The sequence below is a fragment of the Alcaligenes sp. NLF5-7 genome (assembly GCF_024266725.1).
Lineage (GTDB): Bacteria > Pseudomonadota > Gammaproteobacteria > Burkholderiales > Burkholderiaceae_B > Alcaligenes > Alcaligenes phenolicus.
In genome coordinates this window covers 1,342,743-1,367,442 of the sequence record NZ_CP100755.1, presented here as the reverse complement: position 1 = coordinate 1,367,442, position 24,700 = coordinate 1,342,743, and the positions used below count along the sequence as shown (strand labels likewise).

At 58.1% G+C, this 24,700-nt stretch carries 26 protein-coding genes; 13 read left to right on the top strand and 13 right to left on the bottom strand.

Annotated elements, in window-relative coordinates:
* The first annotated feature begins 9 nt into the window (after positions 1 to 9).
* Both MID00_RS06440 and MID00_RS06435 read left to right on the top strand, forming a co-directional pair.
* A complete protein-coding gene (locus MID00_RS06440; protein WP_254500032.1) occupies positions 10 to 1,920 on the top strand; it encodes a beta-ketoacyl-ACP synthase III in 1,911 nt (636 codons plus the stop codon).
* A 3-nt stretch (positions 1,921 to 1,923) separates the two neighbouring features.
* Positions 1,924 to 2,856 carry a hypothetical protein gene (locus MID00_RS06435; RefSeq protein ID WP_254500031.1) on the top strand — a complete coding sequence of 311 codons (933 nt, stop codon included), beginning with the start codon at positions 1,924 to 1,926 and terminating at the stop codon, positions 2,854 to 2,856.
* Between the two features lie 84 nt (positions 2,857 to 2,940).
* Here MID00_RS06435 and MID00_RS06430 read toward each other — a convergent pair whose 3' ends face one another.
* A complete protein-coding gene (locus MID00_RS06430) occupies positions 2,941 to 3,783 on the bottom strand; it encodes a branched-chain amino acid aminotransferase (protein ID WP_009462769.1) in 843 nt (280 codons plus the stop codon).
* 108 nt (positions 3,784 to 3,891) lie between these two features.
* On the opposite strand from MID00_RS06430, the gene MID00_RS06425 reads away from it, so the two are divergent.
* Positions 3,892 to 4,812, top strand: a complete 921-nt coding sequence (locus MID00_RS06425; protein ID WP_060186133.1) for a LysR family transcriptional regulator — start codon at positions 3,892 to 3,894, stop codon at positions 4,810 to 4,812.
* An 86-nt stretch (positions 4,813 to 4,898) separates the two neighbouring features.
* On the opposite strand, the gene MID00_RS06420 is transcribed toward MID00_RS06425, so the two are convergent.
* Positions 4,899 to 5,390 (bottom strand): N-acetyltransferase, encoded by a 492-nt coding sequence (locus tag MID00_RS06420; RefSeq protein ID WP_009462765.1) that lies wholly within the window; start codon positions 5,388 to 5,390, stop codon positions 4,899 to 4,901.
* A gap of 40 nt (positions 5,391 to 5,430) precedes the next feature.
* Entirely contained in the window at positions 5,431 to 6,534 is a 1,104-nt protein-coding gene (locus MID00_RS06415) for a DUF418 domain-containing protein (RefSeq protein ID WP_009462763.1), read from the bottom strand.
* 78 nt (positions 6,535 to 6,612) lie between these two features.
* On the opposite strand from MID00_RS06415, the gene MID00_RS06410 reads away from it, so the two are divergent.
* The 4 genes from MID00_RS06410 to MID00_RS06395 all read left to right on the top strand — a co-directional run bounded on the left by MID00_RS06410 (position 6,613) and on the right by MID00_RS06395 (position 9,235).
* Positions 6,613 to 7,200, top strand: coding sequence for a TetR/AcrR family transcriptional regulator (locus MID00_RS06410; protein WP_009462761.1), 588 nt, complete (start codon positions 6,613 to 6,615; stop codon positions 7,198 to 7,200).
* A gap of 34 nt (positions 7,201 to 7,234) precedes the next feature.
* Positions 7,235 to 7,852, top strand: a complete 618-nt coding sequence (locus tag MID00_RS06405) for a GrpB family protein (protein WP_009462759.1) — start codon at positions 7,235 to 7,237, stop codon at positions 7,850 to 7,852.
* A gap of 100 nt (positions 7,853 to 7,952) precedes the next feature.
* Entirely contained in the window at positions 7,953 to 8,387 is a 435-nt protein-coding gene (locus tag MID00_RS06400) for an acetyltransferase (RefSeq protein WP_254500029.1), read from the top strand.
* A gap of 77 nt (positions 8,388 to 8,464) precedes the next feature.
* Positions 8,465 to 9,235, top strand: a complete 771-nt coding sequence (locus MID00_RS06395; protein ID WP_250756617.1) for an APH(3')-II family aminoglycoside O-phosphotransferase — start codon at positions 8,465 to 8,467, stop codon at positions 9,233 to 9,235.
* Positions 9,236 to 9,388: 153 nt separating this feature from the next.
* On the opposite strand, the gene MID00_RS06390 is transcribed toward MID00_RS06395, so the two are convergent.
* The 9 genes from MID00_RS06390 to MID00_RS06350 form a co-directional block, all read right to left on the bottom strand.
* Positions 9,389 to 10,159: a 2-keto-4-pentenoate hydratase gene (locus MID00_RS06390; protein ID WP_250756618.1), complete on the bottom strand. Its 771-nt coding sequence runs from the start codon at positions 10,157 to 10,159 to the stop codon at positions 9,389 to 9,391.
* 6 nt (positions 10,160 to 10,165) lie between these two features.
* On the bottom strand, positions 10,166 to 10,831 hold the full coding sequence (locus tag MID00_RS06385) for an aspartate/glutamate racemase family protein (RefSeq protein ID WP_115635294.1): 666 nt from the start codon (positions 10,829 to 10,831) through the stop codon (positions 10,166 to 10,168).
* Positions 10,832 to 10,838: 7 nt separating this feature from the next.
* A complete protein-coding gene (locus tag MID00_RS06380) occupies positions 10,839 to 11,477 on the bottom strand; it encodes a flavin reductase family protein (protein WP_254500028.1) in 639 nt (212 codons plus the stop codon).
* Between the two features lies 1 nt (position 11,478).
* Positions 11,479 to 12,741: a Zn-dependent hydrolase gene (locus MID00_RS06375; RefSeq protein WP_254500026.1), complete on the bottom strand. Its 1,263-nt coding sequence runs from the start codon at positions 12,739 to 12,741 to the stop codon at positions 11,479 to 11,481.
* The gene (locus MID00_RS06370) at positions 12,738 to 14,105 is read right to left on the bottom strand and encodes a dihydroorotase family protein (protein ID WP_009462747.1); all 1,368 of its coding nucleotides are present in this window, start codon (positions 14,103 to 14,105) and stop codon (positions 12,738 to 12,740) included. Before MID00_RS06370 ends, MID00_RS06375 begins: the two co-directional genes overlap by 4 nt.
* A 122-nt stretch (positions 14,106 to 14,227) precedes the next feature.
* Entirely contained in the window at positions 14,228 to 15,736 is a 1,509-nt protein-coding gene (locus MID00_RS06365; RefSeq protein WP_254500024.1) for an amidohydrolase family protein, read from the bottom strand.
* Positions 15,737 to 15,738: 2 nt separating this feature from the next.
* Entirely contained in the window at positions 15,739 to 16,557 is an 819-nt protein-coding gene (locus tag MID00_RS06360) for an ABC transporter permease (RefSeq protein WP_021447064.1), read from the bottom strand.
* Positions 16,557 to 17,318, bottom strand: a complete 762-nt coding sequence (locus tag MID00_RS06355) for an ABC transporter ATP-binding protein (RefSeq protein ID WP_009462739.1) — start codon at positions 17,316 to 17,318, stop codon at positions 16,557 to 16,559. The genes MID00_RS06360 and MID00_RS06355 overlap by 1 nt, the downstream gene beginning before the upstream one ends.
* A gap of 67 nt (positions 17,319 to 17,385) precedes the next feature.
* A complete protein-coding gene (locus tag MID00_RS06350; protein ID WP_035268378.1) occupies positions 17,386 to 18,399 on the bottom strand; it encodes an ABC transporter substrate-binding protein in 1,014 nt (337 codons plus the stop codon).
* Between the two features lie 150 nt (positions 18,400 to 18,549).
* Here MID00_RS06350 and MID00_RS06345 point away from each other — a divergent pair, with 150 nt between their 5' ends.
* From MID00_RS06345 to MID00_RS06320, 6 genes are all read left to right on the top strand, one after another.
* Entirely contained in the window at positions 18,550 to 19,458 is a 909-nt protein-coding gene (locus MID00_RS06345; RefSeq protein ID WP_009462734.1) for a LysR substrate-binding domain-containing protein, read from the top strand.
* A 254-nt stretch (positions 19,459 to 19,712) separates the two neighbouring features.
* Positions 19,713 to 20,651 (top strand): ABC transporter substrate-binding protein, encoded by a 939-nt coding sequence (locus MID00_RS06340; RefSeq protein WP_026484057.1) that lies wholly within the window; start codon positions 19,713 to 19,715, stop codon positions 20,649 to 20,651.
* 87 nt (positions 20,652 to 20,738) lie between these two features.
* Positions 20,739 to 21,470, top strand: coding sequence for an amino acid ABC transporter ATP-binding protein (locus MID00_RS06335; protein ID WP_009462730.1), 732 nt, complete (start codon positions 20,739 to 20,741; stop codon positions 21,468 to 21,470).
* A gap of 8 nt (positions 21,471 to 21,478) precedes the next feature.
* On the top strand, positions 21,479 to 22,150 hold the full coding sequence (locus MID00_RS06330; RefSeq protein ID WP_026484058.1) for an amino acid ABC transporter permease: 672 nt from the start codon (positions 21,479 to 21,481) through the stop codon (positions 22,148 to 22,150).
* Between the two features lie 12 nt (positions 22,151 to 22,162).
* Complete coding sequence (locus tag MID00_RS06325) at positions 22,163 to 22,831, top strand: amino acid ABC transporter permease (protein ID WP_009462726.1); 669 nt, start codon at positions 22,163 to 22,165, stop codon at positions 22,829 to 22,831.
* Between the two features lie 14 nt (positions 22,832 to 22,845).
* Positions 22,846 to 23,751, top strand: coding sequence for a dihydrodipicolinate synthase family protein (locus MID00_RS06320; RefSeq protein ID WP_254500023.1), 906 nt, complete (start codon positions 22,846 to 22,848; stop codon positions 23,749 to 23,751).
* Positions 23,752 to 23,827: 76 nt separating this feature from the next.
* On the opposite strand, the gene MID00_RS06315 is transcribed toward MID00_RS06320, so the two are convergent.
* Positions 23,828 to 23,983: a hypothetical protein gene (locus tag MID00_RS06315; RefSeq protein ID WP_254500022.1), complete on the bottom strand. Its 156-nt coding sequence runs from the start codon at positions 23,981 to 23,983 to the stop codon at positions 23,828 to 23,830.
* Positions 23,984 to 24,700 lie beyond the last annotated feature (717 nt).

Genomic DNA, 24,700 nt, shown 5'->3' with positions numbered 1-24,700 from the left:
AGTATTTCTATGCCCGTGGCCTTTGAGCACGTTGTTATCCATCAGGCCCAGTGGTTTATGCCCGGAGAGCCGGTCGATAACACCGCAATGGATAACTTTATTGCCCCTTTGAACCGTATTTCGGGGCGCATCAAGCAACGCATTCTGGCCGAGAACGGTATTCAGCAGCGCTACTACGCCATTGGTGAAGATGGCAGCACGCGCTGGAGCAATACGGCCATGGCCGCTAATGCCGTGCGTGCGTGCCTGGAGCAGGCGGGTTTGAGCATGGCTGACGTGAGCTTGCTGGCCAGCGGCTCCTCAGGCGGGGATTTGTTGATGCCCGGCTTTGCCAATGCCATTCAAGGTGAGTTGGCCGCTCCTCCACTGGAGGTGCATTCGGTCCACGGAATTTGCGCCGCTGGCGTGACCGCCTTGCAGGCCGTTGCCCAGGGGATCGAGCTGGGTGCGCACCGTCACGGCATGGCCGTGGCCAGTGAAATGCCATCGCGCTTGTTCCGCCGATCGCGTTTTGCGTCGCAGGACTATCAGGCGGACTTCGATGCGCACTTCCTGCGCTGGATGCTGTCCGATGGGGCGGGTGCCGCTTTGCTTAGCCATCAAGATCAGGTGCTGCCCACCACTCAGCCCGGTGTTCGTTTGCGCCTGCGCTGGATTCATCAAAAATCATTCTCCGGTGACTACCCCGTTTGCATGCAGTTAGGTGCCGCACGTGACTCCACACGCAGCCACCTGGATTACGATTCCTGGGCCGACGCCGAGCAGGCCGGTGCCTTGTCCCTGCGCCAGGATATTCGCCTGCTGCCGCACTTGTTCGACATCGGCATTCACGAGTACGTGAAACTGGTGCGTGATGGCTGGGTAGACCCCGAGCGCATCAGCCACTTTCTGTGCCATTACTCCTCCGAAAAATTCATCCCTGTGGTGGCAGATTTGCTGGAACAGGCTGGTCTGGGCATTCCTGCCGAGCGCTGGTACAGCAATCTGCGCTGGCGCGGCAATACGGGCGCAGCGTCCATTCTGATCATGCTGGCCGAGTTCATGCGCGACCGGACCTTGACGCCCGGCGAGCAAATCCTGTGCTACGTGCCCGAGTCAGGCCGCTTCATGACGGCCTACATGCTGCTGGAAGTAGAAGCCTGCGATGCACCAGCCCCGGCTGTGTCTTACCCGTCTGCCAAACAGTCGGCTCCGGCCTCGGTGGATCAGGTGGATATTGCCCCTCCGCATGACCCGGCCACAGCCCCGCAAGGTTTGCGCGATCTGCTGACGCAATTGGCGCCCATCTGGCACGACTATCGCTCCCAAGTGTGGCGTACGCCCTTGCTGCGCAGCCTGCACGACGGTTCGATCCGCATGCAGGATTATCAAAAGTGGATGGCAGACTGGATTCCCCAGGTACGTGAAGGCGCCAAGTGGATGCGCGAAGCGTGCGATTCCCTGTCGCCCACCTATGCTCCGTTAGCCGAGCTGATTCGCTTGCACGCCGGCGAAGAACAGGACGACTTCAAGATTCTGTTCGAGGACTATCAGCATGCCGGTGGCACCGCGACCGAGATCGAGCAGCTGAGCCGTAATCCCGGCGGTCAGGCGCTGAACGCTTACTTGCATGCCCTGGCGGCCAGCCAGGACCCGATTGGTTTGCTGGGTGCGATTTACATTATTGAGGGCACCGGCCAGCGCATTGTTCCTGCCTTGTTACCGCTACTGAAATCCTCGCTGTCGCTCGAACCGAATATGTACCGTTTCCTGCACTACCATGGCATGAACGACGAGCATCACCTGGCCCGCTGGCTGGTGGCCGTTGAACTGGCTCTGGATTGTGATGAAACAGGCCGCGCCGAGCAGATTATTATTGAAACCGCGCGTCGTACCGCCGCCCTGTACCTGATGCAGTTCCAATACGCGAAAGAGTTTTAAGTCATGGATCAAATCCCGGATTTTTTAAGCAAGCCGCACGACCCGCAGGACCCCAATCCTTGGCGGGCCTTGTATCTGGATCGCAGCACGCCCCTGCCGGATGAAGTGAAGCAGGCTTGGCTGGCCGACTCCAGTTCGTCGTCACGCCAGTATCTGCTGCCATTCCTGCGGCCATTGGCGCGCCTGATGATTATCGTGATTCAGGTCGTTAAAACCTTTTTGCCGCGTAAATGGTCGCATTCGGGGCTGTTGCATCGCATTCTGGTCTGGGGCTTGAAGCGCTTTGTCTCGCCACAGGCCAACTGGTTGATTCTGCGTCACTTCCATTTGGGATCACAGGTGCTGGCCTTTATCGCGGCCAATTCGCCCACCCAGGTGCCGACTACGCCGCTCACCCCCATGAACATCGACGAATTGCGCGATCACACCTTTGTGAAGCACGATTTGAATCTGTTCAATTTCGTGATCCGGCTCAATCAGACCTTGCGGGACAATAATCAGGAAATCGGCCCGCCGGAACGCGTGGATTTCTCCATGATCCAGCCCGTGCCTTTGGCGCTGGACGATATGCCGCAAGGCCCGCTGAACAAGATGGATCTGCAAAGTGCCATCGAACTGTTCACACCCCTGTACCAGTTGCTGCTGACTGATAACGACTTCTGGCGTGCGGCCAATTCCCTGCAGCTGGACGAGACTATCGGGATTTACGCGGCCAAGATTTTGCAGGCACCCGAGCATTTGATTCTGGTGAACAATGGTCACCCCTTGGTGCCCATGTCGACCTTGCGAGCAGGCTACCGCTTGGTGCTGCACGGTCTGTCTACAGAGATGCTGCATAGCTTGCTCAATCAGATGAAGCAGGCGCAAGCGCAGGCAGAGGGGGCTCAAACACCCGATTTGGGGCAGGGCGATAGTTCGATTTCTGCCGAGATGTAAAAACAAAAACGGCTCAATAATGAGCCGTTTTTCTATTGGGCACATGGCCCATTTCCAACCATGCTGTTGGCTACTTTCTGAGACTTAGTTGCGCTTGGTATAGGCCATGTACAGCTCGTGAGCACGGGTTTCAATCGGGCCGTGGGCGTAGTGGCGATCGTCAATGCGATTGCAGTGCAGGACCTTGCCGTTATTGCCGGTGCTAAATACTTCATCGGCATCCAGTACGTCTTGTGGTGTCAGGCTGGCTTCACGTACTTCAATTCCGTCGTCGCGCAGCAGCTGCATGACACGCTGGCGGGTAATGCCGTTCAGGAAGGTGCCGTTCAGCGCCGGGGTCAGGGCGACGCCGTCACGCACAATCCACAGGTTGGCAACAGCAAACTCGGCCACTTTGCCCTTGGAGTCCAGCACGATGGCGTTGTCAAAACCGCGTGCGCTGGCATCACGCAAAATACGCTGGGTGTTGGGATACAGGCAGGAGGCTTTGGCATCGGTAGGAGCCATGGACGGATCAGGGCGCAGGAATTCGCTGAAGGTCGCGCTAAAGCCGCTGTCAGCAGGCAGTGGGGATTCAAAAATATGAATGGCCAGTTGGGTGGTGGCCGGGTCGGGCAACAAGAAGCCGCCGGGTGCGAAATACAGTAGCTTGATGTAGTAGTCCGTAGTGTGAGGCAGCTTTTTCAGGCCCTCGCGCACCAGGTCCACGGTTTGCTGCGGCGTCATCACCGGCTCCATGCCCAGGGTGAGGGCAGAACGGTTCAAGCGCTCGCAGTGCAGGTCCAGATCCGGAGTATGGCCTTGAATAGAACGGGCACCGTCAAAGACCGTGGTGGCCATCCAGAACGCATGGTCGGTCGCGCCAATCAAAGGTGCGCTGGTGCTATTCCATTGACCGTTGGACCACGTGATTTCATTTTTACTCATGGGGCTTTCCTCCTGGTTTTGTTGGGACGTAGTGGCAATTTATCTTGTCGTTGTACTATTTCCAACACACATAATAGAGAGCAAAAAACGACTTGAGGTGGTGTCAGCGTGCTATCTGATATTTACAAAACATATAACTGGACGCTGGCCGAGCTGCATGCTTTCTGCCTGATCTGTGAATGTCAGAACCTGAGTCAGGCCGCGCTGCGTATCGGGATCAGCCAGTCGGCTATTTCCCTGATGGTGCAACGTTGGCGACAGGCGCTGGGTGATCCTTTGTTTGTACGGGCGCGCTATGGTGTGGCACCCACGCAGATCGCCATTGCACTGCGCGAAAAACTGCAACCGTTGCTGGAAGAAGTGGGCATTGCCTTGACGCAAACCCAAGGCTTCAATCCTGCTCAGTCTACGCGTGTTTTCAAGGTCCATATGACGGATATCGGCCAACTGGTTTTTTTGCCGGGGCTGAACAATTTTGTCGCCAAACACGCGCCAGGTATTCGCCTGGTCATCAAGAATCTGGGCTGGGAATCGCTGGAAAGCGGTTTGAGTTCGGGCGAGATTGATCTGGCGATTGGCTCTTTGCCCATGATTAAAGGGCGAGTGCATTCGCGCGTGTTCCGCCACGAGCGTTATGTGACAGCCATGCGCAAAGGCCATCCCCTGGCCAGAAATGAGCTGGATCTGGAAGCCTTTGTGGCGGCTGATCATCTGGCCATTGATGCCACCAGCAGCGGGCATTCTCTGGTGGAAAACGCCCTGCGCTCCCTGGATATGCGGCGCAATATCAGCCTGACGATTCCCCACTATCTGGCTGCGGAGCAGATTCTGGTTAACAGTAATTATTTGCTGACCGTGCCCAATGTGGCCGTCCTGTCTTTCCAGGACCCTGCCGCCTTGTGCATTGTGCCTACGCCGCTGGCTCTGCCCAGCTTTGATGTGCGCGTACATTGGCATGAGCGCAGTCGACAGGACGAAGGCGTGCGCTGGTTGCGCACGGCCATTTCGGATTTGTTCGGGCAGCGCTAAGCCTATCTGGTGATTAGGATGCGGTTTGCACAAGGGCTGCACACGGTTTGCGAAGGCCGTCGTTCAGCACCTTGCCCATTTGGCTATCAAGCAAATTTCAGCACGGCTTCCAGCTCGTGCTCCCCATAGGTGCCGCCTGTCAGCTCAAAACCCAGTTTCGAGTAGAACGCTTCCGGGCTGCCTTCACCTCGGCTATAGCCTAGCCTAATTTCCTTGTAGCCCTGGTACTTCAGATCGTGGATCAGCAGTGCAATTGCTTTGCACCCGAAACCCAGGTTTTGGAAGGGGGCTGCAATCATGAAACGCCATAAAAAGGCACCAGGATACAGAATGCCTTCGTCGTGGTCGGCACCGATATGCAGCATGATAAAGCCCACCAGGGTGTCATCGGCGTAGATGGCACGGAACCAGGCATTCTCGGAAAAGTGCGCCTCTGCAATGGAGGTGCCATTGTCGGCAATCATGCTGCGCTGTGCGGGAGACAGGGTCTCGCTTAGCTCACATACCTCGTAGACGGTTTGCGAGTTGATGCGACGAAAAGAGACGGTGGCGTCTTTGGAAACGGTTTGTTCACTCATATGAATTCAAGGTTTCATGTTCAGCTAAAAGGCGCTCGGTTCAGGCGTGTTTGGACCCGTAGGTGATGCGTCGTAGAACCGCCTCCAGTGGGCCACGTCCCCAGCGCTGGGCGATCAGGCCTGTCAGGCTCATGGCCAGCAAAGCCAGGCCAATGGAGATCAATAGCAGTGCTGCATTGCCAAAGGAGTCAAACAGATCCAGGCCATAGCTGCTGAAAATCAGACCAGCCAGAATGCCTTGGCTGACATAGGCGCTCAGTGAATTGCGGCCCGCCTCAATCAGTACATTGGGCAAGCTGAGCCATTGTCCGCAACGCAGCAGCAGGTACAGATACACCGTTGCTAGCAAGGGCGCGCCGATGGCGATGCTGAACAGACCCGTCAGCCCCATCAGGTTCTCTTCGTTGGTCACGGAGGCGCTAAAGAAGTTGATCGCCAAAGCCAGTGGCAGGAGCCAGGGCAGGGCGCGCCCCAGCTTTTGTTGTCCGGCGCTATGGGCTTCAAAGAAGTTGCTCTTGGCCGCGGCCAAGCCCATCAGCATGGCTCCAAAGGCCAGTGGACCCTGGTACAGAAACAGGAAAACAAAGGACTCCGGCCATTCGCTGATGCGTGCCAGCGTTGCCTCGGAGAAGGCACCGCCCAAGGAGTACACCGGGGCCATGTCTTCGCTACCGGCCAGCAGATAAGCGATCAGTGCCAGGCTGACAATTTCTACCAGCACCATCAACAACGCCACCTTGATCAAGCCGCGCGGGGAGAGCTTGCGTAGCGGCCAGATCAGCACACCCAGCACCGAGTAAAGCAGCAGGATATCGCCGGTAAAAACCAGCGTCGCGTGCAAGCAACCCAGCACGGCCAGGCCGAACATGCGGCGGAAGTAGCGGCTGCTGAGGGGGACGCCAGCACGTTCGGCAGAGCGTGCCTGGATTTCTATACCCCAGCCAAAAATCAGCGAGAACAGCAGGAAGAATTTGCCCTGAAACAGAAATTCGATCAGGAAGGCAGCCATGTGGTCATAGGAGGAGGATGTGGCTGTCGGGCCACTGTCGCTCAGTGCCAGATAGGGCAGGTTCACCACACAAATACCGATCAGGGCAGCGGTGCGAATCAGGTCGATGGAGGAGTTTCGAGAAGCCGTAGACATGGATGTTTATTGATTGAGCGCTTGTTCAATGCCATAATATTGAGCGCTTGCTCAATTTGTCAATAGGGAGGGAAGGTGATGAGTGAAAAAGAAGACAGTGCCACACGAATTCGACAGGCCGCGGTTGAGGTCCTGATGGAAGTTGGTGTTCGTGCCGCCACCACTCGCATGGTGACCGAACGGGCTGGTGTGGGCCGTGGACTGTTGAACCATTACTTTCGCTGGTCCGAACTGCGGGCCGAGGCTTGGGGCGAGATCTTCGATCAGCTCATGGAATGGGAGGCTGCGCAATCTGCAGACCCTCGAGTTCTGATGGAGGACTACCTGAAGACGGCTTTTGAAGAACGCAATCGCATTTATTGGTTTTTGTGGATTGATGCCACTGATCTGGCCAAAACCGATGCAGCCCTGGCCGTAGTGACCACCCGCGTGCATAAAAGAATGCTGGAACAACTGGCCTCTTACCTGAGTCGGGGCACGGAGCAAGGTTTTTGGCAGGTACCCGATGCCCAGGGCACGGCACTGCGTTTATCTGCGATGTATGACGGCTTGGCCAATATGCTGTTGACCGATTTTACGGATCTGAGCCCTGCCCAGGCCGAGCAGCATTTGCGTCATTTATTTTTTCTGGAAACCCGGCCGATTCTGTCCGGCTCACAAGGCTGAGGGTGCAAGGTCCGTCGTATCAAGGAGAAGTTGTTTGAATAATCAGAACAAAAATGTGCCTGTACGGGCACTGGATAGAATCACCACCTTCGAGGATGGCGACCCCAATGAGAATCCCTGGGTGGCAGGCCAGCCTAAAGCAGAGCTGATCGAGGTTCAGGACTACGACGCGAACTGGCCGGTGCTGTATCAGCGCTTGAGTCAGGAAATTCAGGCGGCCCTGGGCAATAAGGCCCTGACTATTGCGCATGTGGGCTCGACCGCGGTGCTCGGTCTGCCTGCCAAGCCTGTGATTGATATTGATGTGCTGGTGGCCGACCCGGAGCAGGAAGAGGACTATGTTCCTGCGTTGAACGCCTTGGGTTATGAGTTGAGCATACGTGAGCGCTCCTGGTATCAGCACCGCATGCTGCGTCAGGAAGAGCCGCGTGTGAATCTGCATGTGTTCGGCCCGGATTGCCCTGAACATATTCGCCATATCCTGTTTCGGGACTGGCTGGGTACGCATCCCGAGGATTTGCAGCGCTATGCTCAGGCCAAAATGCAGGCTAAAGAAGGGGCTGGCAGTGTGCGGGATTACAACCAGCGAAAGCAGGCAGTAGTGCGGAATATTTATCAAAAGATTTTTGCATCGCAGGGACTGTTGTCTTGAGCCTGGCCGGTGTTCTTGTCCCGGCTGCAGCCTTGACGTACCTACCGCTGACATCAGTGTCCTGCTTGCCAGCTAACACTTTACACACAGGATGCGCCCCATGAGGATTCGTCATTCGCGCCCGGAGGACGGGCAACGTGCGGTTGAAATCTGGCGCAAGGCCGTGGATGCCACGCACGATTTTTTATCCGTGCAGGATCGTCAGGAAATTGATGTCATGGTCTGCGGTTTTCTGCCCCAGGCCAGTTTATGGTTGGCGGTGGATGAGACGGATTACCCGCTGGCTTTCATGCTGCTTGAGCAGGGCCATATGCAGGCCTTGTTTGTGGACCCGGACAGCCGGGGAACGGGCGTAGGAAAGGCTTTGGTGCTGCACGGCTTGAGCCTGCATCCCAGCATGACCACTGATGTGAATGAACAGAATGAGCAGGCTGTAGGCTTTTACGAAAAAATGGGCCTCAAGCGTATTGGACGCTCGCCCGTGGACGATCAGGGCAAGCCATACCCGCTGATTCACCTGCAGTATCAGGTCTGATGGGCATCACGGTTTGATTCGTTTGGCTTGATCCCTCCCTCCGTTTTTATCGACTGTTTTCAGCAAGGTTTTTAAGTATGAGTTTTCCTCTTGCCTGGCAAACCCGACTGGCTGCCGCCAAGGTACAACGTCAAACCATTGGGGAGTCCGGGGCTGATGTCTGGCGTCTGGACTGGCCGGATGGCTCCTGCCAGTTTGTGAAGGCGGAGGACGATCTGCCTTTGGCCGAGCTGCCCGATGAAATTGAGCGCTTGCGCTGGATGCATACGCAAGGTCTGCCTTGCCCAGAGGTGCTGGATACCTTGTTGGCGCAGGGCCGCCATTGGCTGCTGATGAGTGCTGTTCCTGGGCGCGATCTGGCCTGCACAGAGGGCTTGTCTCCCCAGCAAACCGTGGAGTTACTGGCTTCGTCCTTGCAAGGCCTGCACCGCTTGCCACTTGAAGCCTGCCCCTTCGATCATCGCCTGGAGCATCGGTTGGCCGATGCACGTGCCAGGGCGAAAGCCGGCCTGATTGATGAAGAAGATTTTGACGATGAGCGTCAGGGCATGCCGGTTCAAAGCCTGCTGGACGAGCTATATGCCAGCCGCCCAGGACAAGAAGATCTGGTGGTCACCCATGGCGATGCCTGCTTGCCCAACTTCATGGTGCATCAAGGGCAGTTCAGCGGTTTTATCGACTGCGGACGTTTGGGCGTGGCGGATCGTTATCAGGATCTGGCGCTGACGGCGCGCAGCATAGAGCGCAATTTGGGCAAGGAGTGGCTAGCGCCTTTCTTTGCTTTGTACGGCGTGGAAATGGATGCCGAGCGCATCGCTTTCTTCTGCCTGTTGGATGAGTTTTTTTAAACCCGACTGGTCGTTGTCTCTCAAGGTCAGCCACTATTGGCAAATCGGCTTTGCACGCTGCATTTCTTGGAGCAGCAGTGCAGAGCTTGTGCTGCCTGATGAGAAGCTCTGTCGGGCAAAACCAGCGCCGTTTCGGACGCTGGCGATGTGATCTTAGGCGCAGATAAAGTTCAGCTCGCCGATCCCCTGAATGGCAGCCTGAATTCGGTCGCCGGGGGCGGCATACAGCATGGGTAAACAGGTGCCCGTAATGATGACCTGCCCTTTTTGCAGCCCGCCAAGGTGGTGGCTGCCTTGATTAGCCAGCCAGATGAGCAGTCGCGTCAGCTCACCCGCCGGGTTCTGGTTCGGCCCTTGCAGCAAGGGTTGCTGCCCCACTTGCAGGCGTGCCCATTCAGGTTGTAGCAGTGCCATATCCTGCGCGGCGACGCCTTGCGGCTGATAGACCAGCGCACCGTGACTGGCCAGATCGGCCAGGGTGGATAGACGGCCTACGGAGTCACGCTGCGCAAAGCGGGATTCCACAATTTCGACGGCTACACAGATCTGGCTGACCGCCTGCCAGATTTGTTCCATGGAATACGGTGCCTGGCCGGGCGGTAAGTCCTGACCCAGAACCAGGCCGATTTCCACTTCTATGCCGCGCAAGGACAGCTCCTTGCTGGATGGTACATCCGGGCTGGCGTAACGAGAACGCTGGGGCAGGGGGGCGCAGGTGGGCGGGGCCACGCTATTGGCCGCGCCGACTTTCCAGCCTCCTATGGGGCCCAGGGTTTCCATTTGCACGGCCTGGACGCGATAGGCCTGATCAAAAGACACAGGTCGCAGCGCGTCGGGCCAGTCTTCGATGGGACGGTGTTCTTGGCGGGCCTGGAGCAGACGTTGTGCCGTCGCCAGGCAGTCGGTTTGCAGTGTGGTGCTCATCAAGGCTTACCAGCCTAATAAGCAACGGCCCAAGGCCACCGCAACGGTGGCCTGCGTGGGCTCCACGACGGCAATGCCCAAAGCCTGTTCCAGCGCCTCGCGCTGATTGGCCATGCCAGCGCAACCCAGCACCACCACATCAGAACCGTGCTCATCGCGCAGGCGCTGGCCGACTTCTGTCAGACGTTGCAGGGCTTTTTTCTCGTCAGCCAGCTCCGACACGCCCATATTGATAGCCAGGTCGGCGGCCAGGCGATCAGTCACCCCCATTGCACCAAAGTAGCGCAGGTGACGCGGGATAGAGGCCTGCAAAATGGACAGCACCCCAAAACGCTGGCCCAGTGACAAGGCAGTCAGCACGCCGGTTTCGGCAATGCCCAATACAGGCACATCCACTGCTTCGCGCAAGGTGTACAGGCCGGGGTCGCTAAAGCAGGCCACCACATAAGCAGCGGCGTCTTCCTTGACGCTCAGGGCCTGGGCGCGCAAGTGAGGGATCAGGGTGTCAATATCGGTCTGGCTTTGTACACCCGCCGGGCCTTGGGGCAGGCGCAGGCAGGAGATGGCCGGGCCATCGGCCAGACGCAGAGGCTGGACAGCACGGTCCAGGCCATCCGTTACGATCTGGCTGGAATTGGGGTTCAGAACGTAGATATGAGGGCGACGGTTCATGATGTTTTTATGTTTGGGTGGGCGGTAGCCCGTTTTGGTGGCTTAGTTTTTCTGACTGAAAGCGGCCTTGCAGGCCGACATACCAGTCAGAACCATGCATGCGTCCGATTGGGTCGTAAGCATCGATATCAATGCGCCCTTCAGGTGTCAGGATGGCGTCGTCGCAGTGCAAATGCAGGATTTCGCCAATGACGATATGGCGTAGCGGGCCCAGGTCCAGCGCGGTGTGCAAGCGGCATTCAAACTGCACTGGGCATTGGGCGATACGGGGCGGCTGCACTTGCACGCTGGGGGCCAGATCCAGGCCCGCCTGCAGGTGCTCGGCCTGAGCGGTCGGGTAAGCAATGCCGCAGATGTTCATGGCGCGTGCCATCTTGGCGCTGATCAGGTTCACCACAAACTGGCCGGTGGCCAGGATATTGCGGGTGGTGTCTTTCAGACCATCGGCAGAGTGCGCATCGTTTTCCAGGCCCAGTGCCAGTACGGCAGGCTCCGAGCCCATCACATTGAAAAAACTGAACGGGGCCGTGTTCACGCGCCCCTGCTGGTCACAGGTCGTGACCAGGGCAATGGGGCGCGGCAACACGGTGTTGACCAACAAGCGGTAGCGTTCGCGTTCGCCAAGCTGATCACAGGACCAGTCCATGTCAGCTCTCCAGGCTCTGGTCCAACATGACAACGGTCTGATACAGAACCCGCGTACCGTCCAGAAGCTGCTCGGACGTAATGGATTCTTCAGGGCAATGGCTGCGACCATTCAGGCAGGGAATGAAGATCATGCCCATGGGGCCGCTGGGTGCCATGTAAACCGCATCATGACCGGCGCCGCTAGGCATGACCATGCTCGGGTATCCCAAAGCGCTGGCAGCCTGCTCGATGATGCTCATCACCTCGGGCGTGCAGTCTGTGGGTTTGGCCAGGCTGACTTGCGCCGCGTCCAGACCCAGGCCCATGGCCTCGATTTCCGGGCGCAACTGGGCCAACAGTTCCTCAGTGAAGTTCTGCATCAGCTCCTGGCGGTCGCTGCGTACTTCCACCATCATTTCTACGCGTCCGGGAACGGCATTGGAGGCGTTGGGTGTCAGGTTCAGGTTGCCAATGGTGGCGACCAGATAGTCTGGTCCCCCCAGAGCCCGGCGGGCCTTGCGCTCCACTTCACTGATGATCAGGCTGGCACCGACCAGAGCATCACGGCGTATGTCCATGGGGGTGGTGCCTGCATGGTCCGGGCGACCTGTGATGATGATGCGGTGGCGGCAAATGCCCACAATATTGCTGACCACGCCGATAGGCAGATTGCGCGATTCCAGTACCGGTCCTTGTTCGATATGCAACTCGACAAAGGCGGCGGTATCACCGGGCGCACGACGGGCCTGGGCCAGCTCCTGGGGGCGGCCTCCGACGCGGGCAATGCCTTGCGCCAGCGTTTCGCCCTGCGGATTGCGTTCGGCCAGCATGGCGTCGGACAAGACCCCGCCCATGGCGCGACTGCCTACGCAGGACACACCATAGTCGCTAGGCTCCTCAGACAGAAAATCTACTACTTCAAAAGGATGGTCCAGCTGAATGTTCTGCTCGTTCAGGCAACGGGCCACTTCCAGCCCGGCCAGCACGCCGATGATGCCGTCGTAGCGTCCGCCATACATCACGGTGTCGCAGTGGGAGCCGGTGGTAATCGGTGCCAGGCCGGGCTTGCGCCCTTCGCGGCGACCGATCAGATTGCCCGCGGCATCCATGCGTACGGTCAGGCCCGCTTCTTCGAACTGTTTCAGCAGCCACTGACGCGATTGCAGAAACAGATCGGAGAATGCACGGCGTGTCCAGGGCTGGTCGGGTAGCGTGAACGCGGCCAGCTCCTGGGTGCTGCGCCACAGGCGCTCCTGATTCAACAAGGGCATGGCCAGACTCATGACAATTCGCCTGCCTTGTGCGGACGGATGAACTGACCGTCGCCCGCTGCGTTACGCACGGTTTTGCCGTCCCAGGCCAGTTGGCCGCGCACATAGGTGGCTTCCACACGCACTTGGAACTCGCGGTCCTCGAAGGAGCTCCAGGTGACGGCGGACAGGCTGGTGGACGGGTCAAAACGGTAGGTTTCGGGTTTGACGATCACGATATCGGCGTCTGCGCCCACATTCAGCGAACCCTTGCGGTGTTCCAGCAGGAAGTGTTGGGCAGGGCCCCAGCACAATTGCTTGACGACCATAGTGGGGGAAATGCCGTGTTCGGCGCAGCCTGTCCAGAAGGCGGGCAGCAGGGTTTCCAGACCAGGACCACCAGAGGAGTTCTGGAACACATTGTCAAACTGCTTGCGCTCCAGGCCCCAGCTGACGTGGTCGGAGGACACGAAGGTACATTCGTCGTTGGCAATGTGGGTCCAGAGCAGATCCATTTCCGCCTTGGGGCGAATGGGAGGGTAGTGCTTGGTCTTGGCACCGAAGCGGCGGGTGTGTTCTTCGTGGTTCAGCATCAGGTACTGCACGCAGGTTTCAATCGACGCTTTGTGACCTGCCTGACGGTACATATTGCAGATTTCAAACCCGCGCGACAGAGATACGTGCACGGCGTGGGCGCGGGCACCGGTCTGGGCACCGATTTCATAAATGGCACTGGTGGCCAGGTTTTCGATCAAAGGGGTGTGAGCGCGCAAGAAGGCGTCCCAACCCGTATCACCGGCTTCGACCATGCGCTTGATGTTCTTGCGTGTCAGTTCCTGGTCCTGGTTGTGGACACCGCAGGCCAGGCCGGAGGGGGCAATCAGGCGGAAGGCTTCCATCAGGATGTCTTCTTCCACGCGCGGAAAGCGGTTGGGGCTGGCTTCAAAGGTAGAGAACTTGAAACCGCAAACGCCGCCTTCAATCAGGCCAGCGGCTGCTTCCAGACCGTGCTGGTCGTTCAATGTGCCGTAGCAGGCCACGTCCACGTGGCAATCGCTTTCAATGCGGGCAATCTTGTCTTCCAACTGCGGGCGGGAGGCAACGGGTTCGGGATCGTCGTACGGCATTTCCACCATGGTGGTCACGCCACCGGCGGCCGCCGCACGCGAGGCCCAACCCAGACCTTCCTGATTGGCCTGGCTACCAGAGTGCACCTGACCGTCCAGCACGCCGGGCATGACCCACATGCCACGCGCATCCACATGTTCACGGGCCGAAGGAGCCGCGCCAACACCGCGGGCTGCTACTCGGCCTTCGCGGACGGCCACCCAGCCGTCAGTGATGATGCGGTCGCGTTCAACAATATTTCCTCGTACTACCAGATCAAAGTCGCTCATTATCTTCCTCCTTGGATGGCTCGGACCCGCGCATCTCGCGTGCCCGCAATCGTGTTCGTTTCCATGATTGAAGCAAATCCAGTCATGAATGTCGTATGCCTATTTATCGGTAAAACATAACGTCATGTTAAGTCTTGCTTGGAGTGCGCCCAGCGCTGCACGTGATAGCGGTCGTGGCCCAGGCACAGGCAGAACGAACCTACGGCTTTGGCCAGTTTTTCCGTGATGTGGCGCTTGTCGTAGGTATTGCGTGTGATGCGTTCCTGGGCCTGCTCCACTTGTTGGCGCAGGCGAGGCATATTCACTTGTGTTAACTGTCGGTCGCGCACGGCAAACTGGCCGTCGACCATCACATGGCGCAGCGCCAGCCCGTCTTCCAGATGCACCAGCTGATTGACTGTGTTGTTATGCGGAATCCAGTTGATATGGGCCAGATCCAGAAACACGATGTCGGCCTTGCGACCCGGTTCCAGACGTCCCAACTGCTCGCCCATGCCCAGGCAGCGGGCGCTGCCTTCGGTGGCGGCGTACAGCGCTTGTGCGGTTGTGACCCAGCGTTCTGTATCCGGGCCGCGCACCTTGGACGAGAAGGAGGCCAGACGCATGGCCTCGTACATATTCTGGTTATCGCCACTATTGGAGCCGTCCGTGCCCAGGCCCACGGTAATGCCGCGTTCCAGCATGGAGTTCACATCGGCAATCCCATTACCTAAACGCATATTGCTGCCGGGGTTGTGGGCTACCATGGCACCGCGTTCGGCCAGAATGTCCAGGTCGCGCTCGTCCAGCCAGATGGCGTGTGCCAGGGTGAAACGGGGCGAGATCAGGCCCAGCTTGTCCAGATGCTGAACAATGGTGGTGCCATAGCGTTTCATGCCGGTCAGGGCTTGCACATAGGACTCGCCAACGTGGCTGTGCAGGCCGATATTGCGCTCCGCGCTGATTTCACCGCAGCTTTGCAGGAACTCGTCCGAGCACAGCATGGGAATGGTCGGGGCCAAGGCCACGCGAATGCGGTCGGGGTTGCGCTGCTGATCCAGAAAGTCCGTCAGGCCTGATAGCGTGGCCCGGAACGACTGCGGTGCCAGTTGGGCCACAAACTTTTGCAGCTCTTCCGGTAGGGCTTCGATCAGGCCGGGGACGGACTGGTAAAAGGACAGGTCCGCCATCATGGGCGCTACCGTGGCTCGCATACCGGCATCCACATAGGCTTGGGCGACCGCATTCATGCCTTCCGCTGTGGGTACCGGGACTTCGGAGTACAGGTCGTAGCTGGCGGTACAGCCTTTGAGCAGCATTTCTGCCGCGTTCAACTGAGTGCTCAGGTATTTGTCTTCCAGATGGCGGTCGCCATTGATCCAGGGGCCGGCTGTCAATAGCAGTTCCAGCGACCAGCGATCCCCCATGGCCTTGGCATAGGTGCCGTGGCCGTGGGTGTGGGCGTTGATCAGGCCGGGGTGCAGCAATTGGTCATCCGCTTGCACCACCGTGGCTTCAGACGGCGCGGGCAGGCCGGGCGGACCCATGGCTTCGATCTCGCCATTCTTGATCAGAATGTCCAGAGGTTCGGCCTTGGCTTGGGCGTGGGCCAGCACCAGGCCCCCACGGATGACGGTATAACTTGATGTCATGATCAGCTCCGATTGTCCTTGATTGCCCAAGGGAACAGGATGCGTTCGGCGGCAGAAATCACCTGGAAGAACACAATGCCCAGCACGGACAAGATCGCCATGGCGCCGAAGGCAACCGGTGTCTTGAAGAAGGCTGTAGAGGTGGTGATCAAGTAGCCCAGACCTTGGTCAGCGGCTACAAATTCACCGACTACAGCACCCACCACGGACAAGGTGATGGCCACTTTCAGGCCCGAGAAAATAAAGGGCACGGCAAAGGGCAGGCGAATGCGGAAAAACTCTTGCAAGCGGGTGGCGCGGCAGGCACGGACCAGCTCGATCAGCTCGGGCGGGGCCGCCAGCAGGCCGGAGGTCATGGAGATCACCAGCGGGAAGAAGGCCACCAGAAAAGTCACCACGACGCGTGGCAGCTCAGTGGGTCCAAAGATAATGACCAGAATCGGAGCCAGGGCCACCTTGGGGATGGACTGGGTCAGGATCAGCAGCGGGTAGATGGCCTGCTCGAAAAAGCGCGAGTAGGTAATCAGCACGGCCAGCGGAAAGCTGATCACAATCGACAGCAAAAAGCCCAGCATGATGGTGCGCGTGGACACCAGCGTGTGCATCAGCATGGCCTCTTTCATTTGCATGGAATCGGCCCAGATGCGCGAGGGGGCAGGCACCAGGTATTCAGGGATATCAAACAGGCGGCTGGCCAGCTCCCACAGGATGACCACGGCAATCAGGGTGATGGCCGGGACGGTAATTTCATTGAAATCGCGCAGGCGCAGTCGTCGCTTGCGCACGGGCGCGGCGCCCAGGGTTTGAGTTTGCTCGCTCATCAAGCCACCTCGTGTTGGAAAATGAGTTCACGGACGGCAGCGGCACAGCGCGTAAATTCGGGCGTGCCCACCAGGGAAAAGTCGCGTTCGCGGGGCAGGTTCACGTCCAGAATTTCGGTAATCTGGCCGGGGCGCGGCGACATGACCACAATGCGGTGGCCCAGCATGACGGCTTCGGAAATTGAGTGCGTCACAAAGACAATGGTTTTGGGGTCTTCGTACCAAAGGCGCAGCAGCTCCAGCGTCATGGTTTCGCGGGTCAGTGCGTCCAGGGCGCCGAAGGGCTCATCCATCAGCACGACTTTGGGGTTGTGGACCAGGGCGCGGCAAATGGCCACGCGTTGCTGCATGCCGCCCGACAATTGCTTGGGGTGGTGGTGCAGAAAATTGCCCAGCCCGGCGGTAGTGAGCAGACGCGTGGCGCGGCTGCGGGCCTGATCGTCCAGACGACCCATGATGCTCGATGGCAAGAGGGTGTTGTCCAGAATATTGGCCCACGGCACCAGCGTCGGGGCCTGGAACACGATGCCGGTGTCCTGGCGGGGGTGGGCAACGATTTCATCATCAATGCTGACGGTGCCGGTGGTGGGCATCAGCAAGCCGGCGATCAGGCGTAGCAGCGTGGATTTCCCACAGCCCGAAGCGCCGACAATGGCAATGATTTCGTTGTCCTGGATGTCCAGATTGATTTGTTTCAGCGCCTGAGTCTCTCGCTCGGTATTACGACCGTAGATCAGGTTGACGTCTTGAATGCGTATCACAATGCGCTCCTAGGCGCGCGCCGGCCCGCCTGGGCCAAGCCGGAGCACGCGCGAAAATCAGTTCAGCTCAGGGCTTGGCCGTGCCGTTGGCCTTGACGATGAACTGGGTGTCGTAGGCTTGGTGATAGTCCCAGGCGGGATCCAGGCTTTGGGCTTCTGCAACGGCCTCGTAGGTGTTTTTCATGCGGCCTTCTTCCAGGCTGCCTACTCCGTGCTCGGCACTGAAATCGGTGTAGATGTAGCCCAGCACCGCGTTCAGGTTGCCCATGCAGTCATCAAGGTCGATTTCCGGATTGGCCTTTACGTGGGCCTGACAAGCCGTGTCCGGGTCCTTGCGGGCGGCTTCCCAGGCTTCGATGGTGGCGTCCAGGAAGTTCTGCACCATTTGTGGGCGCTCGGTCAGTGTCTTGTCGGTGGCGAATACGGACAGGGCGTAGATGTTGAAGCCCTGGTCGCTAAAGGGCAGCACCACGATTTCCTTGCCAAAACGCTTGGCCTGCTTGTTCTGGTAGTAGTAGTTGGTGGCCAGGAAAGGAGCGGCGTCCACTTTGCCGTTGATCAGCAGCGGTGCCATGGAGGAGCCGTCAACGGTCACCCACTGAATCTTGTCGGGATCGGTGTTGGCCTTGCGCGCCACCATGGGGAAGTAAAGCTTGTGGCTGTTACCGGGCGAGACGGCAATTTTCTTGCCTTCCAGGCCGGAGAAATCGGTAATACCCGAGTCTTTGCGCACAAACAGGGAATGGGCCGAGTGCGAGAAGGTGGAAGCAATGGCCTTGATGGGAGTCTGGCTGTTCTGACGCGAGGTCAGAATGGCGGAAATATCGGCCAAGCCAATATCGGCCGCGCCGCCAGCCACTTTCAGAACTGTGTCACCCGAACCGGTGCCACGGGTAATCTTCAGGTTGATGCCGTGTTTCTCGTAAATCCCGTTGGCAATGCCGGAGTAATACGGGGCATAGTCGCCGGTGGGGATGAAGTCCAGCATGAGATGAACGTTGTCAGCGGCGTGGGCGGTGGGCGCAGCGGCGGCCAGTCCCAAGCCCAGCACCGCCAGGGTGCGAGCAAGCAGGGTTTGCATGATTTTGTCTCCGTGTCGTAGTTATGAAGCCGCTCTGTAAGCCCGTTGCGATCAAAGCGCGCCGGGATGGCAGCTTGAAAAAATTGAAACATAGGCAAATCAAAATGTCTTATGCTTATTTGTGCTCGAAACATAAGGCTACGTTAAGGGATGCTGCTCAATCTTCGTCAAATCGAGGTTTTTCGCGCGATCATGCTGACCGGTTCCATCAGCAAGGCGGCGCAATTGCTGAACGTGTCGCAACCGGCCATCAGCCGCCTGCTGTCCTATACCGAATCGCGTATTGGTCTGGTGCTGTTCGAGCGCATCAAGGGGCGTCTGTACCCCACGCCCGAGGCGCGTCGGCTCTATCAGGAGGTGGAGCAGGTTCATAACAGCGTGCAGCGGGTAAACGAGGTGGCCACCGACCTGATCGAAAAGCGCCACGGCAGCTTGCACATTGCCGTCAGCCCCAGTCTGGGCCAGACCTTGATCCCCATGGCGGTGACGCGTTTTCGCCAGGCATTCCCGGACGTGAAGGTGTATGTGCGCACGCTGATTTCCAGTGATCTGGTACAGGCTTTGGTCACCCAGCAGGCCGAGGTCGGTGTGGCTATCGTGCCGCTGACACATCCCAGCTTGCATGCCCAATCCATTTATGAAAACCATCTGGTGGCGGTGTTGCCAGCCAGCCATCCGTTGGCCGACAAGCAGGAGCTGGACGCCAGCGATCTGGAAGGACTGGACCTGATTGGTTATGGCAATGACACACCTTATGGCCAGATGGTGCAGCAGTTATTTGGTAACCGTCCTGGTGTGCCGCAACTGGCGGTAGAAGTGCGTTTGACGCATATTGCCTGTGCCATGGTGCAGGCTGGAGCCGGGATTGCAATTGTGGACGAGCTGGCCGTGGCAGGCCGGGTCTGGCCGGATGTGGTGGTACGCCCCATTAATCCGCGCACCACCATGCCTTTGCACATGCTGCATTCCAATGTGGTACCGGTGTCGCAATTGGCGCACGACTTCATGGAAGTGGTGATTTCCACAGCCTCCCGAGGCATGCGGGCAGGCTGGGCTTGAGTGATTCATCCATAAATAAACCATCCCCCCACGCTGCGCCTTCGCTTGGCGGCCTCTCCAGGGGGGGGACTTACCCTTATCAAGGGCAGCTGTCGGGAAACCTGCGTGTTCGCGTATTGCGCCGCGTATAAGGGGTAGGGGTATTTTCTTAACCCTGTGTTATGAAGAGTTAATAAAAAAGCATATGACATCAAGGTTTTGCCAATCCTAGAATTAAAGCACTACAAACAGAAAATGGATGGCAAGGAGACCTTATGCAAGGCGTATACACAATCGCCCCGTTGGCTGCGGCTGTATCCCGCAAAAACACCCTGTCCCGCTGGGGACGTGTCAGCAGCAAAGCTGGCTTGATGCTGGCCACATTGGCTGCCGGCGTGGCCTTGAGCCTGCCCGCTCATGCGGTCAACCCCAATCAGGGCAAGATGTTCAAGGTGGCTGCAGACGTGGGCCTGGTTCCGTTTTTCATGCGCGGCACCGATGGCAAGCTGGATGGCTTTTCTAATGATCTGACCCAGGAAGTGGCCCGACGCATGGGTTACGAGGGGGCGGAGGTCATCGACACCCCGTTTTCCGCTATTTTTGCGGGCTTGTTTTCCAGTCGTTACGACATGGTGGCGGCTCCCACCAACACCACACGTGAACGTGCGGAGCAAATGCTGTTTGCCGAGCCGTATATGGCGGGCGGCCTGAGCTTTCTGGCTAAAAAGGGCGCGACCGTCAATGCGCTGGAAGACCTGAAAGGCAAGACCATTGCCGTCAATAACGGCAGCTTCTCGGACCGCTGGTTGCAGGACAACCAGGAAAAATACGGCTACAAGATCCAGCGCTTCAACAAGAACACGGATGCTGTGCAGGCCGTGGCTATTGGTCGCGCCTTTGCCAATATGTCCGAGACTCCTTTGGCACGCTATATCGCCACCCAGACCCCCGCACTGGCCCCGGTCTACGACATGACCACCGAGGCTAACTACGCCTTTGCCTTCCGCAAGGACGACACGGCCCTGCGTAATCGCGTGGATGAAGTGCTGGAATGCATGAAGCAGGACGGCTCCCTGTCCAAGCTGCATGTGAAGTGGTTCGGTACGGAACCCAATGCTGGTACGGCCATGACGGTGATTTTCCCCGGCTATGGCGTGCCCGACTTCCCTGGCTACGAGCCCACCGAGCACACCCCCGACTGCTCCCGTCCTTAAAAGCGCCTTCGCGCTGTTTCTCTAGCTATATGGCCCTGCAGGGGCCGGTCCCCGCCTGCCCGACTGGCAGGCGGTCAAGGAGCGACCATGAGTGAAATTGTCCGCATCCAGGGCTTGCGCAAATCGTTTGGGCAGGCCGAAATTCTTAAAGGCATAGACCTGAGCGTCAACACCGGCGAAGTTGTCGTGATGATTGGCGGCTCGGGCTCGGGCAAAAGTACCTGTCTGCGCTGCATCAACCGTCTGGAAACCCCGACCAGCGGCACGATTGTGGTGGCTGGCAGTGATGTGACCTGTCCGCGCACCGACCTGAACCAGGTGCGCCAGAACATAGGCATGGTGTTTCAGGGCATACACCTGTACCCGCATATGACGGCGCTAGGCAATGTGATGCTGGCGCTGCGCAAGGTGAAAAAAGTGCCCAAGGCGCAGGCCGAAGAGCAGGCCCGCCATCATCTGGAACAGGTGGGTCTGGCCCAGCGTATCGAACACTATCCCAGCCAGTTGTCCGGCGGCCAGCAGCAGCGGGTGGGCATTGCCCGCGCGCTGGCGCTGGAGCCCAAAGTCATGCTGTTTGACGAGCCTACCTCGGGTCTGGACCCGGAGCTGGTCGGTGAAGTGCTGAACGTGATGAAACGCACCCGCGATGCGGGCATGACCATGGTGATTGTTACGCACGAAATGCAGTTTGCCCGCGAAGTAGGGGACCGCATTGTGTTCATGGACCAGGGCGTGATTCTGGACCAGGGCAGTCCCGATGAAATTCTGTGTAAGCCGCGTCACAAGCGTATTCAGGATTTTCTTAGCCGCATGAACTGAGGCCGGCCATGGATCAGATAATTTATTACTTCTTTAACTGGACGCTGATCAGCCCCTATTTGCCCGAGATCATGCAGGGCTTTTGGGTCACGCTGCAAATGGCCGTGATGACCGTGGTTCTGGGCACTGTCCTGGGCCTGGGTCTGGCCGTGTTGCGTTGCTACGGCTGGCGCCCCGTCAATATCTTGATGACCTTGTATGTGGACGTGTTCCGTGCGATTCCGCAGCTGGTCATTATTGTGCTGGTGTTCTTCGCTTTGCCGTCCCTGGGGATTGTGATTGAGCCCGTACCCGCCACGGTGCTGGCCTTGAGCCTGGTGTTGTCTGCCTTTGCTGAAGAAATCTTCTGGTCTGGCATTGCTTCAGTGCCTACGGGGCAGTGGGAAGCGGGCCGCTCCACCGGCATGGGTTTCAGTCAGACGCTGTTTGCCATCATCCTGCCGCAAGCCGTGCGCCTGGCGATTCCACCACTGACCAATCGCGCTATCGGGATTACCAAAGGCACCACCTTGGGTTCGGTGATTGCCGTGCCTGAGCTGCTTAATGTGTCCAGCAATATCCAGTCCAACATTGCCAACCCCACCGCCTTTACGGCCGGGGCCATTTTGTTCTGCCTGATTTTCTTCCCCTTCGTTCATCTGACGAGGGTGCTGGAACGGCGCTATGCGATCAAGTCGTAGGAGTGACGCGCTATGGAACTGATCGATACTTTTCTGAACCCGAAGATTCTTGCTGCCAGTTGGCCCTTGCTGCTTCAGGGCTTGTGGCTGACGGTCAAGCTCTCGGTGATCATCGTGCCGCTGGCTGCCTTGCTGGGTCTGGTGATCGCTTGCCTGCATTATCAGCAACATCGCTGGCTGAACCGCCTGATTCTGCTGTACGTGGATTTCTTCCGTGCCTTCCCGCCTTTGGTGCTGCTGATCTTCATTTACTACGGCCTGCCTTTTTTGGGCCTGCCCTTGAATGAGTTTTCCGCCACGGTGCTGGCGCTGGTTTTGAACAGCAGTGGTTACTTCGCGGAGATTTTCCGTGCCGGGTTGGAGTCGGTGTCCCCCGGACAGAACGAGGCGGCGCGCTCCACGGGTTTGAACGCCCGTCAGGCCATGGCCTATGTGGTTGTGCCCCAAGGTGTGCGCAATGTAATTCCGGATCTGGCCAGCAACACGCTGGAAGCCATCAAGCAGACTTCGATTGCTTCGGCTGTGGCCTTGCCTGAACTGCTGCGTTCGGCCCAGATCGTGCAGGGCGAGACCTATAGCCAGACCCCGCTGGTGGCCGCTGCGCTGATTTACTTCATTCTTCTCTGGCCCTTGGTACGCATGATTTCGCGTATGCAAAAGCCATTTGTTATTCCACGTTGAGCCTAAGCGTAATTATGAAAAATAAAGGTGTCTTTTCCATTTGCCCCACTCCCTTCAAACCGGGTGGTGAGTTGGATTTGCAAAGCCTGGTCAGTCTGGTGAGTTTCCAGCTGGAAGCCGGTATTCACGGCTTGGCGATTTTGGGAGTGATGGGTGAACTGCACAAGCTCAGTACCTTTGAGCGTCGGCGTGTCATTGAAACCGTCGTGGCGGCAGTGCGCGGTGCGGTGCCGGTCTGGGTGGGAGTGCGGGCCATGGGAACGGCAGCGGCGGTGGAGCAGGCTCGCAGCGCTGAAGATCTGGGGGCCGATGCGATTTTTGTCGCTCCCTTGGCGGGGGCGGATGACGATATGCAGGTGTCCTTTTACCGCCAGATTGTGCAGGCTATTCGTTTGCCGGTGGTCATTCACGACTTCCCGGAACTGTTTGCCGCCCGCATCAGTCCGGCCTTGGCTGTGCGTTTGAAGGCAGAGGCGGGTGTGTCCATTCTGAATTCCGAAGACCCTCCCGTGGGACAGAAGATTACCGCTGTGCGGGGTCTGTCTGGCGATGCCTTGCCGATCCTGAGTGGCCTGGGTGGCATGCATTTTCTGGAAGAGCTGCAACGGGGGGCCGATGGCGTGGTCACCGGCTTCTCTTTCCCGGAAATTCTGCTCAAGGTCTATGCCTTGCATCGTCAGGGCGAACAGGAGGAAGCCGCCCGTGTGTTTGACCGTTATTGTTCGCTGATTCGTTACGAGTTTCAGCCTTTGGTGGCGCTGGCCTTGCGCAAGTATTCCTATATGCGCCGTGGCATCATCGCCTGCGATGCGACGCGTGATCCGGCGACGGCTCTGGACCATATCAGCCGGGACGAGTTTGAGGCTGTGGTGCGCCGTGTGGGTCTGGACTTGTCTGCAACGGGTGTGCAAACCGTTTAAACCTTGCTGTTCTTGAGTAACTGCTGCATTTGTTGGATTTGCCGGGTAAATAACGTCTGGGGGGCCCCGGCGTTATTTAGCCGGTTTTTTTGCTTGCGCTTCTTTCTTCTTCTTCTTCTTCTTCTTCTTCTTCTTCTTCTTCTTCTTCTTCGGTTTCCTGAGAGTTGGGGAGTGGCGCTGTTTGTGTGCAGAGCAGGAGGTTTTTGAGACAAGGAGCGCAGAGAGCCTGCATGTTTAGATAGTGTCTCGTGAAAACGCCGGTCTGGGCCGGGGGCCGTCCTCCGGGCTTGGCTCCTTGCCGGTGCTGCGCACCGGTGCCCTGGTCAGGCTTGCTATTCGGGCGCGTCCTGAACTCGCGAAAGTGCCTTGTCCCCCGGACAAGGCACAAGCATTTCGCTCAAACAGCAGGACGCTTGGACCCCGAATAGCAAGCCTGCCTGCGGCAAGAAGCCTGAATCGCCCAGAGGACGGCCCCCGGCCCAGATCGGCTCACAATGACTATCAATATGAGACTTTCGTCCTTTTTGGGCCTGGCGGTATGTAGCCCTTTGGGCTGCTGTAGCGGCGTGAGGAACTTGAGGGAGCGAGGTTTGCGTGTTGGTCGTCGCTCTCAATAGTTAGCGGTGGGTGTGGGGGGACGCAAAAATAGGAGCCAAGCACTAACTATTGAGAGCCAGGCACTTCATGGGAGCATGAACCTTGCGCAGGATATCCCGCTCAACAAAATGTTGTGCGTAATCGGGAGCTTGTCGTGCGTCTTTGACGCCAAAGCCAATGCGCTTGCCAAGGTGATTGTTGTTGTCTCAGTCTCTTGTTCTTTTAGGTTTTCTTGCTCACTCAGGCGCTTTTATAGGCGCATAAGGAGTTGGTACAAGGACGAGAGGTGCTGCGGCCAGGCGGCTTTGGGTTGAAAAGCCTTTGACCAGGAGCTGGCCTCTAGCCTGCCTGG